This window comes from Actinomadura sp. 21ATH (assembly GCF_041951345.1).
Lineage (GTDB): Bacteria > Actinomycetota > Actinomycetes > Streptosporangiales > Streptosporangiaceae > Spirillospora.
Genome location: NZ_JBGNUR010000011.1, coordinates 241,880 through 257,883, shown reverse-complemented (window position 1 = coordinate 257,883; position 16,004 = coordinate 241,880). Strand labels below are relative to the sequence as shown.

General features: G+C 73.5%; 14 protein-coding genes and 1 other RNA gene. 6 read left to right on the top strand and 9 right to left on the bottom strand.

Features of this window, described 5'->3' with window-relative positions; genetic code table 11:
• Positions 1-123 precede the first annotated feature (123 nt).
• Positions 124-1,437 (bottom strand): NAD(P)/FAD-dependent oxidoreductase, encoded by a 1,314-nt coding sequence (locus ACA361_RS28620; protein ID WP_375016927.1) that lies wholly within the window; start codon positions 1,435-1,437, stop codon positions 124-126.
• A 423-nt stretch (positions 1,438-1,860) separates the two neighbouring features.
• Here ACA361_RS28620 and ACA361_RS28615 point away from each other — a divergent pair, with 423 nt between their 5' ends.
• The 3 genes from ACA361_RS28615 (at position 1,861) to ACA361_RS28605 (ending at position 7,569) form a co-directional block, all read left to right on the top strand.
• Positions 1,861-2,445 carry a YbhB/YbcL family Raf kinase inhibitor-like protein gene (locus ACA361_RS28615; protein WP_375016907.1) on the top strand — a complete coding sequence of 195 codons (585 nt, stop codon included), beginning with the start codon at positions 1,861-1,863 and terminating at the stop codon, positions 2,443-2,445.
• 304 nt (positions 2,446-2,749) lie between these two features.
• Positions 2,750-4,915, top strand: a complete 2,166-nt coding sequence (locus ACA361_RS28610) for a hypothetical protein (RefSeq protein ID WP_375016906.1) — start codon at positions 2,750-2,752, stop codon at positions 4,913-4,915.
• Between the two features lie 272 nt (positions 4,916-5,187).
• On the top strand, positions 5,188-7,569 hold the full coding sequence (locus ACA361_RS28605) for a SulP family inorganic anion transporter (protein ID WP_375016904.1): 2,382 nt from the start codon (positions 5,188-5,190) through the stop codon (positions 7,567-7,569).
• 100 nt (positions 7,570-7,669) lie between these two features.
• Here ACA361_RS28605 and ACA361_RS28600 read toward each other — a convergent pair whose 3' ends face one another.
• Positions 7,670-7,879 (bottom strand): hypothetical protein, encoded by a 210-nt coding sequence (locus ACA361_RS28600; protein WP_375016902.1) that lies wholly within the window; start codon positions 7,877-7,879, stop codon positions 7,670-7,672.
• A gap of 214 nt (positions 7,880-8,093) precedes the next feature.
• Here ACA361_RS28600 and ACA361_RS28595 point away from each other — a divergent pair, with 214 nt between their 5' ends.
• Positions 8,094-8,630 carry an N-acetylmuramoyl-L-alanine amidase gene (locus tag ACA361_RS28595; protein WP_375016900.1) on the top strand — a complete coding sequence of 179 codons (537 nt, stop codon included), beginning with the start codon at positions 8,094-8,096 and terminating at the stop codon, positions 8,628-8,630.
• On the opposite strand, the gene ACA361_RS28590 is transcribed toward ACA361_RS28595, so the two are convergent.
• From ACA361_RS28590 to ACA361_RS28565, 6 genes are all read right to left on the bottom strand, one after another.
• The gene (locus tag ACA361_RS28590; protein WP_375016897.1) at positions 8,606-9,571 is read right to left on the bottom strand and encodes an NAD-dependent epimerase/dehydratase family protein; all 966 of its coding nucleotides are present in this window, start codon (positions 9,569-9,571) and stop codon (positions 8,606-8,608) included. The genes ACA361_RS28595 and ACA361_RS28590 overlap by 25 nt on opposite strands.
• 166 nt (positions 9,572-9,737) lie before the next feature.
• A complete protein-coding gene (locus tag ACA361_RS28585) occupies positions 9,738-10,673 on the bottom strand; it encodes a DUF5996 family protein (protein WP_375016895.1) in 936 nt (311 codons plus the stop codon).
• Positions 10,674-10,819: 146 nt separating this feature from the next.
• Positions 10,820-11,198: RNase P RNA component class A (gene rnpB, locus ACA361_RS28580), an RNA gene on the bottom strand.
• A 27-nt stretch (positions 11,199-11,225) separates the two neighbouring features.
• Positions 11,226-12,311: a bifunctional RNase H/acid phosphatase gene (locus tag ACA361_RS28575; RefSeq protein ID WP_375016892.1), complete on the bottom strand. Its 1,086-nt coding sequence runs from the start codon at positions 12,309-12,311 to the stop codon at positions 11,226-11,228.
• 28 nt (positions 12,312-12,339) lie between these two features.
• Complete coding sequence (locus ACA361_RS28570; protein WP_375016890.1) at positions 12,340-13,083, bottom strand: zinc ribbon domain-containing protein; 744 nt, start codon at positions 13,081-13,083, stop codon at positions 12,340-12,342.
• The gene (locus ACA361_RS28565) at positions 13,080-13,889 is read right to left on the bottom strand and encodes a Nif3-like dinuclear metal center hexameric protein (RefSeq protein WP_375016888.1); all 810 of its coding nucleotides are present in this window, start codon (positions 13,887-13,889) and stop codon (positions 13,080-13,082) included. Before ACA361_RS28565 ends, ACA361_RS28570 begins: the two co-directional genes overlap by 4 nt.
• Before the next feature lie 434 nt (positions 13,890-14,323).
• Between ACA361_RS28565 and ACA361_RS28560 the strand changes: the two genes are divergently transcribed.
• Complete coding sequence (locus ACA361_RS28560; RefSeq protein WP_375016886.1) at positions 14,324-14,686, top strand: DUF6191 domain-containing protein; 363 nt, start codon at positions 14,324-14,326, stop codon at positions 14,684-14,686.
• Between the two features lie 48 nt (positions 14,687-14,734).
• Entirely contained in the window at positions 14,735-15,133 is a 399-nt protein-coding gene (locus ACA361_RS28555) for a hypothetical protein (RefSeq protein WP_375016884.1), read from the top strand.
• Here ACA361_RS28555 and ACA361_RS28550 read toward each other — a convergent pair.
• Positions 15,103-15,957, bottom strand: a complete 855-nt coding sequence (locus ACA361_RS28550; RefSeq protein ID WP_375016883.1) for a hypothetical protein — start codon at positions 15,955-15,957, stop codon at positions 15,103-15,105. The two genes, ACA361_RS28555 and ACA361_RS28550, sit on opposite strands and share 31 nt — an antisense overlap.
• Positions 15,958-16,004 lie beyond the last annotated feature (47 nt).

The following is a 16,004-nucleotide window of genomic DNA, read 5'->3' as shown; positions in this document are numbered from 1 at the left end:
GTGCCAGCGCATCTGCGCCCTCAACGCCGCGATCTGGCACAACTGGCTCATCGACGCCCCGACCAAGCGATCACTGACCGCCTACGACCACTGACCGCGCCCTCAGCAACCCCCATCAACGATCTAGGCGGCGTTCTCCGCGTTCTCCTTGGCCTTCTCCCTGGGCTTGGTGTCACCCAGCGCGGCCAGCTCGAACTCGGCGCGCGGCTGCTCGATGCTGCCGAGCGACACGGTCTCGCGCTTGAAGAACAGCGCCAGCGTCCAGTCGGCCAGGACGCGGACCTTGCGGTTGAAGGTCGGCACCCGGGAGACGTGGTACGTCCGGTGCATCAGCCAGGCCGGGAAGCCCTTGAGCTTGAACCCGTAGGTGTTGGCCACGCCCTTGTGCAGGCCCAGGCCCGCGACCGAGCCGACGCTGTTGTGCGCGTACGGCTTGAGGGACTTGCCCCGCAGCGAGCGGACGAGGTTATCGGCCAGCACCTTGGCCTGGCGGACGGCGTGCTGCGCGTTGGGGGCGCAGAACATGCCCTCCTGGGTGAGGTCGGGCACCGCGGCGTTGTCGCCGGCGGTGAACGCCCGGACGACGCCCTCGACCGTGAGGTACTCGGTGGCCTTGACCTGGCCGCGCTCGGTCAGCGGCAGGTCGGAGTTGCGCACCACCGGGGACGCCTTCACGCCCGCGGTCCACACCAGCGTGCCGGCCGGGAACGCGCTGCCGTCGGAGCACTCGATGTTCCCGCCGACCGCGGACTGGAGGAACGTCTTGAGCTTGACGTCGATGCCGCGGCCGCGCAGCTGCTCGGCGGTCCACTTGCCCATCTCGGGGCCGACCTCGGGCAGGATGCGGTCGGCGGCCTCGACCAGCACGAACCGCAGGTCCTGCGGGCTGACCTTGCGCATGTACTTGACCGCGCCGCGGGCCATGTCCTCCAGCTCGGCCAGCGCCTCGACGCCGGCGAAGCCGCCGCCGACGAACACGAAGGTGAGCGCCTTGCGGCGGATCTCCTCGTCGTCGGTGGACTCGGCGATCTCCAGCTGGGCCAGTACGTGGTTGCGCAGGTGGATGGCCTCGCCGATCGTCTTGAAGCCGATGCCGTTCTCCGCCAGGCCCGGGATGGGCAGCGTGCGCGACACCGATCCGGCGGCCATCACGAGGTAGTCGTAGGAGATCCGCTCCGGCGGGCCCGCCAGCGGCTGCAGGATGGCCCAGCGCTCGTCGTGGTGCAGCTCGGTCACCCGGGCGTTGCGCACGGTGCAGCGGGGCAGCACGCGGCGCAGCGGGGCGACGACGTGCCGGGGCGAGACGTTGCCCGCGGCGGCCTCGGGAAGGAACGGCTGGTAGGTCATGTACGAGTTGGGGTCGACGATCGTGATCTTGACCTCGCCCCGCTTGAGCTCGCGCCGGAGCTTCTTCTCCAGACGCAGTGCCGTGTACATGCCCACGTAGCCGCCACCCACGATGAGCACGTGGGGAGCGCCAGGGGTGCCCTCGGCGGTCCTGGCCATTGCGGCCTCCTCAGTAGTCACGGTCAGCTTGTGAAGACATTCACAAACTACCTGACGGAACGCTCTAACACCAACGGGAAACCAACGAAGACCTGCAAAACTTTCCGAATAGTCAAGATCCAGCGATGCTTGCGGCGTGAAACACGCCACTCCTTTACCGATTCCTCGTATGGGAGCGATCCAGTTCACATGACCAACGTCACAGCGGGCCCGCCGGACGGTCCGCGCGGGCCCGGCCAGGCGCGTTCCGCGATCTCCCCGGCCGGGCCGGGCCGCCCGCCCGGGAAAGACCCGTTCCACCGGTGGCGAACCTCTAAGGTGGGGCCCGATGAGGAAGGCCCGGGGAGTGTGGCGATGAAGAGGAAAGACCGGCGTTCGGTCCCGGCCGCGGCGGGTGCCCTCGCCCTCGCGGGGATCCTGGGCCTCGGCGGCTGCGGATTCGTCGGGCAGCCGCAGCAGGCGGGCGCCGAACTGTCGGAATGGTTCACCGTGTCCAGTCCGGTCTTCCGCGATGGGCGCGACTTGCCCACGCGGTACGCCTGCACGACGTACCCTGGCGGAGCGGCCACGACCCCGCCGCTGATGTGGTCGGGGACCCCGGCGGGCACCCGTTCGTACGCGATCGTGATGGACGACCCCGACGCCGTCGACGGCGCCTTCGTCCACTGGGTGATCGCCGGTATCGACGGGACCACGACGCAGCTGGTCGAGGGCGCCAAACTGGACAAGGCCGTCCAAGGACTCAACACGAGCGACAAGGTGGGCTACTCGCCGCCCTGCCCGGCCAAGGGCGAGCGGCACCGGTACCGCTTCACCATCTACGCGCTGGACACCGAGGTACCTTTCCGCAGCGGGGCGACGCTGAAGGAGAGCCTGGGGGCCATCGCCGAGCACACGGTGGGGCGGGGCCGGATCACCGGGAACTTCGGGAGCAAGTAGTCGCGTTTGACCCCGAGGCCGCGGAACGTACATCGTTCCCCGGGCGTCGGAGGTCGGGCGCGGACCCTTCGGGGGGCTGGAGGCGAGAGGGGCGTGCGGAGATGAGCCGGTTCGGACGGATGTGCCGGGTTGGCCAATCGGTACGCGCCGTGTGAGGGTAGATGTGCGCGAAGGGTGTGACAACGGTCATAGCGGTCGGCCGGGACCGGTTTAGGTCCGCCGGGTCCGGGCCGCTGGCGACAATCGGGACGATCCCGGGAGCCGCGCCGGCGACTCTCGCTGGGCCAAGGCATTGGGTGGTGGCATGACGAACATCGTGATCTTCGGCCTCATTGTGGTCGTGGCGCTGGTGGTCGTCCTGGTGGTCTTGGGCCTGCGGGCCAGCCGCTCGGGGCGCGACGACGACGACTGGATGGACGACGAGCAGCAGCCGCCGCCCCGTGGCTACCGGAAGCCTCCCCAGGAGGAGATGGCCGACGACGGCTACGGCCCGCCCGGCCCCGGCTACGACAACGGCCAGGGGTACGACAACGGGCCGGGCTATGACAACGGCTACGACAACGGCGGCTACGACAACGGGTACGAGGAGGGCTACGACGCCGACCCGGCGTACGCCCCCGGGCCCGGCCCCGCTCCCGGGCAGCCCGAGCCGGAGTTCGACCGGCGCGTCGCCGGCGGCCCGCTGGCCGCCCCGACCGCTCCCCCGCCGCAGGCCGCCGCGCCGCCCCCGCCGAGCGGCCAGGCCAGCGACGAGATGGAAGACGACGACTACTGGGCGACCATCACGTTCGACAAGCCCAAGTTCCCCTGGCAGCACGACAAGGCGGGCGACGAGCCCGCCGACCCGGCCGCCGACCCGCTCAACGCGCGCGGTGACGAGGCGATGCCCGGCGAGCCGATGCCGGGCGAGCCCGTGCACGAACACCCGATGCACGCGCAGGGCGGCGACCCGCTGCTCGCGCAGCGCAACGAGCCGCCGATGCCGGTCGAGCCGATGATGACGCAGCCGGTCCCGATGGGCGCCGGCCCGCTCGGCGGCCCCGGCGGTCCCGGCGGTCCCGGTCCGCTCGGCGGTCCGGGCGGCCCCGGTGGCCCGGGCGGTCCCGGCGACTTCGGGACGGGCCCGCAGTCCGCGCCGCCGCCGCCCGCGCAGCCCGGCTTCCCGCCGCCGCCGCAGTCCGCCCCGTACGGCGACCCCGGTTCGACCGTCGGCGACCCGATCGGCGGCGACCCGCTCGGCCAGTCCATGGGCCCCGGCGCCCAGCCGGCCTACGGCGGCGCCGGTCCCGACTTCCGCACGCCCGACTACGGGCCGCCCGCCGACCAGCACGTGTACGGCGGCGGGGCGGGGCTCGACCAGCCGTCCTACGGGGCGCCCGAGCCGTCGTACGGCGGCGGGAACGATCTATCGTCCTCGTACCTGCAGCCTCCGCCGTCGTCGCCGTCCGACACCGGCGACCCGCTCGGCGGCCGTCCCGGCGGCGGCGCGCCCGCGTCCCGGCCCGACTCGTTCGACCGGCCGATGTCGCCGCCGCTCCCGGGCACCGGCGACCCGCGCGCCTCCGACCCGCTCGGGCTGCCCCTCGGCCGTACCGACGACCCGGCCGCCGGCCGCGGCTTCGGCGACCCCGGGCTCGGCTCGCACGCCGAGCCCCCGGCCCCGCCCGCGCCTCCGGCGCCGCCCGCCCCGCCCGCTCCCGCTCCCGCGCCGGCGGCCCCGGCCGCGTCCGGTGCGCCCGGCGGCCTCGGCGGCGGCACCGACACCGACGGCCACAAGCTGCCGACCGTGGACGAGCTGCTCCAGCGCATCCAGAACGACCGGCAGCGCTCGTCCGGCGACTCGGGCGGCTCGTTCGGCGGCGGCCTCGGCGACCCGCTGAACGACCCGCTGGGCTCCTCGCCGGCGCCGCCGTCCGGGTCCTCCGCGCCCTCCGGATCGTCGTCGTACGGCTCCACCGGCTCCACCGGGCCGTGGCCCGCCCCCGGACAGGGCGGCGACCCGGCCGGCCCCGGACAGGGCTTCTCGGGGCTCCCGGGCGGCGGCTCCGGCTACGGCGGCCCCGGCCAGGGCGGCCAGGGCGACGGCTACCCGACCGCCCCGGCGTACGGCGAGTCGCCGCGCTACGACGACCCGCTCGGCGGCGGCCGCGACCCGCTCGGGTCGTTCGGCGGCGAGTCCGGTCCCGGCAGCGGCGGCGACGCCGGCCGCTACGGCGACTTCAGCGGCAGCAGCTACGGCGGCCCTGGCGGCTCGGATCCCGCTCTCGGCGGCGGTCAGGGCGGCGGCTACGGCGACCCGAACGCCACTCAGGCGTACGACCCCAACGCCACCCAGGCGTACGGCGGCGGCGTCCCCGGCGCGCCGGGCGGCTACCCGGGCTCGCAGCCTCCAGGGCCGTACTCCGGTTCCAACTCCGACCCCAACCGGCAGCAGGACGACTGGGAGAACCACCGCGACTACCGTCGCTGACGTCCGGCGCACACGTTCCACACAAGGCGGGGCCCACCGGAAGACCGGCGGGCCCCGCCCCTTTTCGTCCAAGCGGTTCACTCGTGGCGTGTCCGCCCGCCGCGGCCATCCGCGACGGCGGACACGCCACGAGTCGACACGGCGGGCGCGGGGGCGCGGCGGGCGCGGGAGCCGTGTGCGGCGGCTGCGAGCATGCCCGCGGGACAGGCGCGCGGGTGCGAAATCTGTGTCGTCACTGGTGTAACCGCAGCCGCGTTGGTTGCATACACTACGTGTCTTTCAAACCACTCTTCGTATACACGTGGCGGCGAGATCTGCTCGCCTCCTTCGTCGTCTTCCTGGTCGCCATCCCGCTCTCGCTGGGCATCGCGGTCGCCTCCGGCGCCCCGGTCGAGGCCGGGCTCATCGCCGCCGCCGTGGGCGGCATCGTCGCCGGGCTCGTCGGCGGCGCGCCGCTCCAGGTCAGCGGGCCCGCGGCGGGCCTCACCGTGCTCGTCGCCGAGATCGTCCACACCTACGGCTGGCGGGCCACCTGCGCGATCACCATGCTCGCCGGGTTCCTGCAGCTCGCGCTCGGCGCCTGCCGCGTCGCCCGTACCGCGCTGGCGGTGTCACCCGCCGTCGTCCACGGCATGCTCGCGGGCATCGGGGTCGTGCTCGTCCTGGCGCAGGTGCACGTCCTGCTCGGCGGCACGCCGCAGCAGTCGTCGATCGACAACATCGTGGAGCTGCCCGGGCAGCTGGTCGCACCGCACTCCCAGGCCACGCTGCTCGGCCTGCTGACGGTCGGCGTCCTGCTGGGCTGGGACCGGCTCCCGAAGACGGGCCGGGGCGTCCTGGCGGTCGCCGGGCGGATCCCGGCGCCGCTGCCCGCCATCGCGATCGCCACGTTCCTCGCCTGGGCCCTGCGGTGGCACGTGCCGCGCGTCGACCTGCCCGACTCGCTCCTGGCGGGCGTGCACCCGCCGACGCTCCCGCACGGCCCGCTCCCGGAGGTGTTCGGCGCGGTCGTCACCATCGGCCTCGTCGCCGCCGTGGCCTCGCTGCTGTGCAGCGTCGCCACCGACCGGCAGCGTCCCCCCGGCGTGCCGCGCGCCAACCTGGACCGCGAGCTGGTCGGGCAGGGCGCGGCGAACGCGGTCAGCGGGCTGCTGGGCGGGCTGCCCATCGCGGGCGTGATCGTCCGCAGCACCGCGAACCTGGAGGCGGGCGCCCGCACCCGCGCCTCCGGCGTCATGCACGGCGTGTGGGTGCTGGTCGTGGCGCTCGCGTGCGGCCCGCTGATCGAGCTGGTGCCGCTGGCGGCGCTGGCCGCCCTGCTGGTCGCGCTCGGCGTCAAGATGCTCGGCCCCTCCCAGGTACGCGACCTGCGGCACCACCGCGAGGCGCTGGCCTACTTCGCCACCCTCTTCGGGGTCGTGCTGCTGGGCCTGGGCGAGGGCGTGCTGCTCGGCATCGGCGTCATGGCCGTACTGGCGCTGCGCCGCCTCACCCACGTGAACGTCCGGGTCGAGGAGGCGGCGCGGTCGGACGGCAAGGCGGCCATCCTGACCCATGTCGACGGCGACCCGGCCGACTTCGGCGGCGGGCTCGGCACGCTCGGCGGCGTCCCCGTCGCGGCCGACGACCTGTCGCCGCCCGCCGGCCGCTGGCACGTGGTCGTCGAGGGCACGCTGACGTTCCTCGGCGTGCCGAAGGTGACGGCCGTCCTGCAGCGGATCCCGGCCGGCGCCACCGTCGACCTGGACCTGAACGTGGACTTCATGGACCACGCCGCGTTCGACGCCGTGCACGAATGGCGGCGGGCCCACGAACGCCTCGGAGGGAGGGTGGACATCGATGAGGTTCACGAGGCTTGGTATGAAAGAGCCGTGACCGGTGACATGTCGCCGCCGCGCAAGTCGTCCCCGCCCGCCCGCTGGTGGGCGCCGTGGGGGAACCGGCGGCGGCGCGAAGAGGCGTCCGAGCTCGACGGTCCCGAGGTCTCGCCGAGCGCGCTGCTCCTGCAGGGCGTGCGGGAGTACCACGGCAGCACCGCCCGGCTCGTCCGGCCGATCATGGCGGAGCTGGCGTTCGAGCAGAAGCCCGAGCACCTGTTCATCACCTGCGTGGACTCGCGCGTGGTGCCCAACATCATCACCGCCAGCGGTCCCGGCGACCTGTTCATCAACCGGAACGTCGGCAACATGGTGCCGCGCCGCGGCTCCCGTACCGCCGACGACTCGGTGGCCGCGACCGTCGAGTACGCGACCCAGGTGCTCGGCATCCGCACGATCACCGTCTGCGGCCACTCCAACTGCGGCGCCATGGCCGCGCTGCTCGCCGGCGGCACCGAGGTCGAGCACCTGGGGAGCCTGTCGCGCTGGCTCAAGCACGGCAACCACAGCCTGGCCCGCTTCCTGGCCGCCGACCCCGGCGACGACCCCGCCGAGCCGCCACTGGCCCGGCTCTGCCAGACCAACGTGATGCAGCAGCTCGACAACCTGCTCACCTACCCGTGGATCAAGGAGCGGGTGGAGGCGGGCGAGCTGGAGCTCGTCGGCCTCTACCTCGACCTCGAGACCGCCAACGTGCGGGTCCTCGACCAGTCCGCGCAGGTCTTCGTCCCCGTACCGGACGAGGCGCCCGAGGGCGAGCCCCGGGCGCTGACCTGAGTCCGTTCTGAGTCCGTCCTGATTCTGTCCTGATCCCGTTCCGGATCCGTCCTGAGGAGAGGGGCACGGGCCGTCCGGCCCGGGCGGCCCGTGCCCCTTCCTAGTAGCCGACCAGCTCGTCCGTCCCGCGCTCGGACTGCTCGTCGGTCCCCCGTGCGTACATTCCCGTCACCCGGCGCGCGCGGCGCGCGCTGCCGGTGGAGGCCGGTGTGCGGAACGAGTCCCTCCTGCTCGCCCGTGCGAACTCCGCCAGATAGACGAGTGACGCCAGCAATCCGATGAGCGCGACCGCCGTAACCGCGATGAACATCGGTGCTCCTCTCCGCGGGGCCGGTCCCAGGTCGCCCCGCCGCCACCGCCGATCTCCCCAAGGCGATCAGCTCTACCTGGAAGGTATGCGCCCGCGCGGCGATCGTTTGTGTCGTGTGACCCGTTCACGGAGGGGAACTGAAAATTTCTTCTATCCGCCCGGACGGGTCGTCGAGCGGACATTCGGCGGCCACGTACCGTGATGTAATCGGATCATGCAGGACCATCCGGTCGGCTGGTACCGCGATCTCCCGGTACGCGCCGCCGCCGACGTGACCGCGGTCGTGCTGCACGCGACCGAGACGCCCGACCTGGAGTCGGCCCGGCGGCTGGCCGAGGACGGGCCGTCCCGGGTGTGCGGCCACCTCTACATCGACCGTGACGGGACGGCGCACCGCTTCGTCCCGCTGGACCGCGTCGCCGCCCACGTGCGCGGCCACAACGCCCCGTCGATCGGCATCGAGATGGTCAACAGCGGCCGCCATCCGGACCATTTCGATTCCCGCCGGCAGGAGCCGTCCGAGGACTTCACGGCCGCTCAGATCGCGACGTTGAAGGACGTTCTCCGCGGCCTTCGCGCGCGATTCCCCAACCTGCGGGAAATGGTGCGCCACAGCGATCTCGACACGGCCGTGGTGCCCGCCTCCGACGATCCGTCCGTTCTCGTGCGCCGCCGCATCGACCCCGGGCCGCGCTTCCCGTGGGACGAGATCGCGGCGTTCTGGGATCAGATCAGCGACGCCTCGACCTGAGGATCCAGCCCCACCGCCGGCCGGTCCGGCCGCCGCGGCGGCTCCCCGACCTCGCGCAGCCACGCCCACGTGTCCGCCACGGTCGCCGCCACCGGCCGGCATTCCAGCCCCGCTTCGAGCACCTTGGAAACGCCCGCCTGGTGCAGCGTCCCGTGCATTTCGCCCGGCGGGATCCAGATGGGCAGATCGGTCCACGGCTCGACTCCCGCGGCCAGGATCCTTTCGGGCTCCACCCATCGCAGCTCGGCGTCCGATCCGGTGACCTCGACGCACGTTTCGAGCAGTTCCCGCATGGTGGTGAACCCGGGCGGGCTGATCATGTTGTACGCGCCGCCGAGCCCCTTCGCCGCGGCCTCCAGGCTCCACCCGGCCAGATCGCGGGCGTCGACGTACTGGAGCCCGAGGTCCGGCGGCCCCGGCGCGAGCACCGGCCCGCCCGCCGCGATCCGCCGCAGCCACCAGGGCAGCCGCCCGACGTTCTCGTACGGCCCGATCACCAGCCCCGCCCGCACGAGCAGCGCCCGCTCCCCGAACGCGGCCGTGGCCCCCAGCTCCCCGCCGATCTTGTACTGCGGGTACGCGTCCGCGCCGGTCGCCTCCACCAGCGGCGCGTCCTCCCCCGCTCCGGGCGGCGTCGGGAACTCGTACACCGAACGGCTGGACACGTAGACGTACCGCTCCGCCCGGCCCGCCAGCGCGCTCGCCGCGTCCCGCACCGCGGCCGGCTCCCACGACCAGGTGTCGACGACCACGTCCCACTCGCCCCGCCCGGCCGCCGCCAGCCCGCCCGGCTCCCGCCGGTCACCGCGCAGCGCCGTCACGCCCTCAGGGGCCGGATGGGTCCCCCGGTTGAGCACGGTCACCTCGTCGCCCCTGGCCAGCGCCTCCTCCACGAACGCCCGCCCGACGAACTCCGTACCACCCAAGATCAGCAGCCTCATACCGGCCACTCTGCCCGCGCGGCCCCTGCACCGGAACCCCATCACGCCAGGAGCGAACCACGTCCGGGAGCCGGCCGGGCGGACATTTCGGCGATGACGCCCTCAGCATCCCGGTCGCCTGCCCGACCTCGATGGGCGGCCGCCGGGATCGCGCATGTAGCGGCCCTCATCGGCGCCGGTGCCGTTCCCAGCGGCCGGGATCCTCCTCCAGCGCGGCCCGGTCCCACTCCGCAAGGTCCGCGGCCGCCACGTACGTCGACTCCAGGAAGTCCATCAGCGCCCCGTCCGGATCCTCCGCATCGGCGACCGCCTCGTACGGCAGCAGGAACTGGCCGTTCTCGCGGCTGTAGAAGGCGCCCTCCGGAGCGGCCGGACGATCCGCGTACCCCTCCGGCTCCGGGTACGCGTAGGCGTAGAAGGCGCCCTCCTCGCCGCCGCCCGGCCAGAAACCGCAGCTGGCCAGCTCCCGCGAATACCCCTCGACCATCACCCAGTCACCGCAGTTCGGCGCACCGCCCGGATGCGGCGGCGCCGGCCGTCCCGAGAACCTCGTGCAGGCCAGGTCCATCGCGCCCCAGAAGAAGTGCACCGGGCTGACCTTGCCCACGAACCGGGACCTGAACTCGCCCATCACCCGGTTCGCCTGCAGCAGCTGCCGCCAGAACAGGTGCGCCGCCTCCGCGTCGTACGACGCGTGCTGGCGGTCCTCCGCGAACGGGATCACGGGATCCACCTCGTTCGGCGACCCCTGGATCGCCGTCTCGATCCCGAGCTCCTTCAGCGCCCCCATCGTCTCGCCGTAGAAGTCCGCCACCGGCTTGGGCTCCAGCGCCACCGCCCGGCTCGGGCCGTCACTCCCCCGGACGCGCAGCACGTGCTCGACGAAGTCGAACTCCATGTCGAACGCCCCGTCCCCGTACGGGACGGCCGACGTCGTCAGCCCGCGCGGACTCACGTACAACGTCACCTGCCACCAGTGGTTCACCAGCGGCGCGTGCGCCAGCCGCACCTTGCCGACGATCTGGGTCCACATGTGCAACGTGTCCCGCGTCTCGGTCCAGTCCGCCACCCGCAGCCGCGGCCACGCTCCCCGTACCACCATCCACACCTCCCACGCTCTCCCCGCCTATACCCCGAAACCACCCGAACCCCGACTTGGGCGGCCGGCAGGGTTGATCAGCGAAGGCATGTTCGATCGCGATGACGCCATTCCCCTCCCCGGCAACCGGACAGGCAGAGGGCGAGGGGCGGACGAGTCGGCCTGTAGGCCGGGTTTTGTCCCTGCGTGCAGGGGACGGCCATCCATCTCGGGCCGCCGTTGCCGGCGGCCTCCAGCGGTCTACCCGCAGGCTCGGGCGGGCCGCCCTCGAACGCCTGCGCGGGACGCCTGCCGGCGTCCCTTCTTGACCTTGCTCCAGGTGGGGTTTACCTAGCCGCCCACGTCACCGTGGGCGCTGGTGAGCTCTTACCTCACCGTTTCACCCTTACCACCCGAAGGTGGCGGTCTGTTTTCTGTGGCACTGTCCCGCGGGTCGCCCCGGGTCGGCGTTACCGACCACCCTGCCCTGTGGAGCCCGGACCTTCCTCGGCGGGGCTGCTGCCCCGACGCGGCCGTCCGGCCGGCTCGTCCGCCGTACGGGCCAGGGTACCGGTTTCAGAGGTGGTGGGTGTCGTTGAAGGAGCGGAGTGAGGCCGGGCCGTCGTCGTACCAGTCGATGGCGGAGAGGGCCGCCACGTCCAGGTGCATGCGGTAGAGGGACGTCATGGGGGCGCCCAGGGCGTCCTTGATCAGGAGCTTGATGGGCGTGACGTGGGAGACGACGAGGACCGTCTTGTGGCGGTGGCGGACCTTGAGCTTGTCGAGGGCGGTGCGGACGCGGCGGGAGACCTCGGCGAAGCTCTCGCCGCCGGGCGGGGCGACGTCGGGGTCGGCCAGCCATGCCTTGAGTTCGGCGGGCCATCTCCGGTCGGCCTCGGCGAAGGTGAGGCCCTCCCAGGCACCGAAGTCGGTCTCGCGGAAGCCTTCTTCGATCCTGATGCCGGCGCCGGTGGCGGCGGCGATCTCGGCGGCGGTGTCGCGGCAGCGGCGCAGCGGGGACGTGACGATCGCGTCGATGTCCTTGATCGCGCGGGCCGCGGCGCGGGCCTGGAGCAGGCCGTTCTCCGTGAGGGGGATGTCGCCGCCGCCGGCGAAGCGCTTCTCGATCGAGTAGGGCGTCTCGCCGTGGCGGAGGAGGAGGGTACGGGTCGGGGTGCTGGAGGGCGGCGTCCAGGCGGCTCTCTCGCCCTCGTCGTCGGGCTCCTCGTCGCGGGACCACTCCTCGCCGCGGGCGGCGGCGTCCATGGCCTCGTTCGCCAGCCGGTCGGCGTGGGCGTTGCGGGCGCGGGGGATCCACGTGTACGCGACGGAGCCGAGCGCGGAGGCCAGCTCGCGGGCCTCCAGGGCCAGCGGGACCATGTCCGGGTGCTTTATCTTCCAGCGGCCGGACATCTGCTCGACGACGAGCTTGGAGTCCATCCGGACCTCGGCGCGGGCCGCGGGGTCGAGGTCCGCGGCGGCGCGCAGGCCGGCGATCAGGCCGCGGTACTCGGCGACGTTGTTGGTGGCGGTGCCGATGGCCTCGGCGACCTCGGCGAGCACCTCGCCGGTGAGGGCGTCGCGGACGAGCGCGCCGTAGCCCGCGGGCCCCGGGTTGCCCCGGGACCCGCCGTCCGCCTCGATGATCAGCTTCCTGCTCATGGCCTCGGCCCGGCCGCCGTGCCCGCGCTCACAGGCCCGACTCGGGGGTGCGGACGAGGATGCGGCGGCACTCCTCGCAGCGGATGACCTCGTCCTCGGCGGCGGCGCGGATGCGGTTCAGGTCGACGGTGTTGAGGGCCAGGTGGCAGCCCTGGCAGGCGCCGCGGTACAGCTTGGCGGCGCCGACGCCGCCGAACTGGCCGCGCAGCTTCTCGTACAGGTTCAGGAGGTCCTCGGGGACGTCCTTGGACACGGCGGTACGGGCGGCGCTGGTGGTGCCGCTCTCCTCGTCGATCTCCTGCTGGGCGGCGTCCCGGCGGGCGACGACGGCGTCGTGCTCCTCCTGGGCGGCGGCGCGGTCGGCCTTGAGCGCGGTGACCCTGCCCTCGGCCTCCTCGCGCCGCTCCATGATCTCCAGTACGACCTCTTCCAGGTCGGACTGGCGGCGCTGGAGCGAGGCGATCTCGGCCTGGAGCCCGGACAGGTCCTTGGCGGAGGTGACCTGGCCGGAGTCGAGCCGCTTCTGGTCGCGGTCCGCCCGCGCCCGTACCTGATCGACGTCCTGCTCGGCCTTGCGCTGCTCGCGGTCGAGGTCGCCGACCTCGGTCTCGGCGGCGACGATCGCGTCGCGCAGCTCGGCCAGCCGGCCGTGCAGCCGGTCGACCTCGGCGAGTTCGGGCAGCGTGCGGCGGCGGTGCGCCAGCCGGTCCAGCGTGCTGTCGAGGTCCTGCAGGTCGATCAGGCGCAGCTGGGCTTGCGGTGCGGCTTTCACTTCACTCCTTCGTCGTGCAGGGTCCACGCGTCGGTGACGCGCGCGGACACCCGGGTCTGCAACGTGCCGGCCTCGGCGAGCCGCCGTTCCGCGTCGGCCAGCCAGGGCCATTCGGTGGCCCAGTGCGCGGCGTCGACCAGGGCCGGCCCGCCGCGCTCGGTGTGCTCGCTGGCGGGATGATGCCGCAGGTCGGCGGTGAGGTAGACGTCCACGCCGGCGGCGCGCGCGGTGTCCAGCAGCGAGTCGCCCGCGCCGCCGCAGACCGCGACGGTACGGACCGTCCGGTCGGGGTCGCCGGCGGCCCGGACGCCCCAGGCGGTGGCGGGCAGCCCGGCGGCGGCCTGGGCGGTGAACGCGCGCAGCGTCATCGGCTCCGGCAGCTCCCCGATCCGGCCGAGGCCGCGGCGCGGGTCGTCGGCCGAGGGCGCGAGCGGGCGCAGGCCGCCGGTGAGGCCGACGGCGCGGGCCAGCGCGTCCGAGACGCCCGGGTCGGCGACGTCGGCGTTGGTGTGGGCGGTGTAGAGCGCCACGCCGTTCCTGATCAGCCGGTGGATCAGCCGCCCCTTGGGCGTGGTGGCGGCGACGCCGTGCACGCCGCGCAGGAGCAGCGGATGGTGGGTGACGATCAGGTCGGCGCCCCATTCGAGCGCCTCGTCCACGACGGCGGCGACCGGGTCGACGGCGAGCAGCACCCGCCCGACCTCCTGGTCGGGGTCGCCGCAGACCAGGCCGACGGCGTCCCACGGCTCGGCCCAGGACGGCGGGTACATCTCCTCTAGGGCCGCGACGGCTCGGGATAGGCGCACGTCCCGCAGGCTACCGGCTCCGGGGTGGGTTGAGGTGGGAGGAGACCAGGGCGGGATGAGGTGGGAGGAACACAGGGCGGGGTGAGGTGGGAGGAACACAGGGCGGGGTGAGGTGGGAGGAACACAGGGCGGGATGAGGTTGGAGGAACACAGGGCGGGATGAGGTGGAGGAGATCACGGCCGGGTGAGGTGGGAGGGATCTCGGGTCGGATGAAGTGGGAGCCGCTCCGGGGGATGAACTGGGAGGAACTCTGGGCGGGAAAGCGTGGTCGCGGGTGAGCGGGGTGGGGGTGAGGTCGGTACCGGATATCGTGTGGTCTCCGCGGAGGCCCGGGCGATCCCCGGTTCCGCCGCGGTGGGGAGGGTTCGCCTGCTCTTCCACCCGCTTCGCCCGGGGCGGGATCAATTCGGAGGTCCGTCGCGTTGGAGTTCGTGTGAGGTCACCCTTCCGTCGCCGCAAGCGCGTCAAGGGCCGCCCGATGGGGACGGCCAAGCCCGCCGCCGAGCCGGAGGCCGTCGACTGGCCGCAGGACGGCACCGGCGGCCGGTCGCTGATGGGCGCGATCCGCGGCGACGGCGAGACCGGGGCCGGTTTCGGCGGCGGCATGTTCGAGGATCTGGCGTCGGCGTTCGAGGGCTCCAAGAAGGTCAAGCAGGAGGAGCAGGAGGCGCAGAAGACACGCCGCCAGGACGACCACGAGGTGGCCGGCGACCGGGACGGCCGCGACGACCTGCAGTCGGGCAAGATCCGGATCCGCCGCGCCCAGGGGCCGGGACGGCCCGGCGAGTCGACCTAGGCAAAATCGCTCTCGAACATATGTTCGAACTTGGGGTACCGTGACGGTGTGAGCACGTACGTTCCGCCCGGCTGGCCGGCCCAGGTCCATCCTCCGGGCTCCGAGCGCTTCGAGGACACGGCGCTGGCCTGGCTCCTCGAGCTCGTGCCGCCCGAGTACCGCCGGTACGGGGTCCTGCGCCGTTACCCCGTCGCCCTGGCCCGGATGGCCCGGCACCATGTGAACGCGTCCGTCGAGGCGGCCCGGGACGGCTTCCGCACGGCCAGGGTCGATCTCGCCGACACGGTCCCGCCGCACGGCATCGAGGCCGTCCTCGACACCTACCGCCGCGAGGGCGCCCGGCTGGTCGAGCTGCTGCGCGGGATCGAGCTGGTGGAGACGGCGCTGCGCGGCCTGGTCCAGCCGGACGATCCCGACTACCGGCGCCCGTTCACGCCCAAGCTCTGACCGGCGGCGCGGCTCTCGCGGGGGCCGGACGGCACGGCGGTGAGGAACCGCGGCGGGCGGCTGACCAGGCCGTCCAGCGCCTCGTTCACCCGCCGCCGGACGGCCGGTACGGCCTCCAGCGGGACCAGCGCCACCGCGCAGCGCCCGACCGCCAGCCCGCCGAGCGCCCCGGCGGCGCGGGCCGCGTCCAGCGCGGTGTCGAAGACCGGCGCGCCGCTCGTGCGGGCCGCGGTGAGGGCGGCTCCGAAGGCGTCGAGATCGCCCGCGCGGAGAGCCGCGGCGGCGCGTTCCCCGTGGCCCGGCGCCGACGGCCGGGAACTGCCCGTGCCCGGATCCACGATCAGGAGGCGCAGCCCGGCGGCGGCCAGGTCGCACGGCAGCCGCTCGACGTCGTCTCCCTTCAGCAGGAGCGCCTCGCCGGGACGGGCGTGGAGCGCCGTCACGCCCGCGGGGTCGCCGCAGGGGACGGGCGGCAGCCCGTACAGGTCCTGGAGCGCCCGCGAGACGGCGGAGAACGTCTCCATCCCGCTGGAGAGCCCTGTCGCGAACGGCAGTTCCCTGTGCACCGCCACCCGGCTCTCCCTGGCGCCGTGCGCGCGCAGGGCCGCGACGGCGGGTTCGGCCCAGCCGGGCGCGGGCCCGCCCGTGTAGCGGCCGGTGCGGTGGTTCATCGAGTGGACGGCGGTCGGCCCCGGCCCCGCGGCGGCGACGACGCCCCAGGGGAGGCCGACCGTCAGGCCGTCGAGCAGCGTCAGGGCCCCGGGAACGTGCCGGACGGCCCCCGGCGCCGTCCCGAAGACCCGCTCGAAGACGTACGCGGTCATCCTGATGTCCGGATCGGCGGCGCGCCGGTCGACGATCCGGTCCGGTG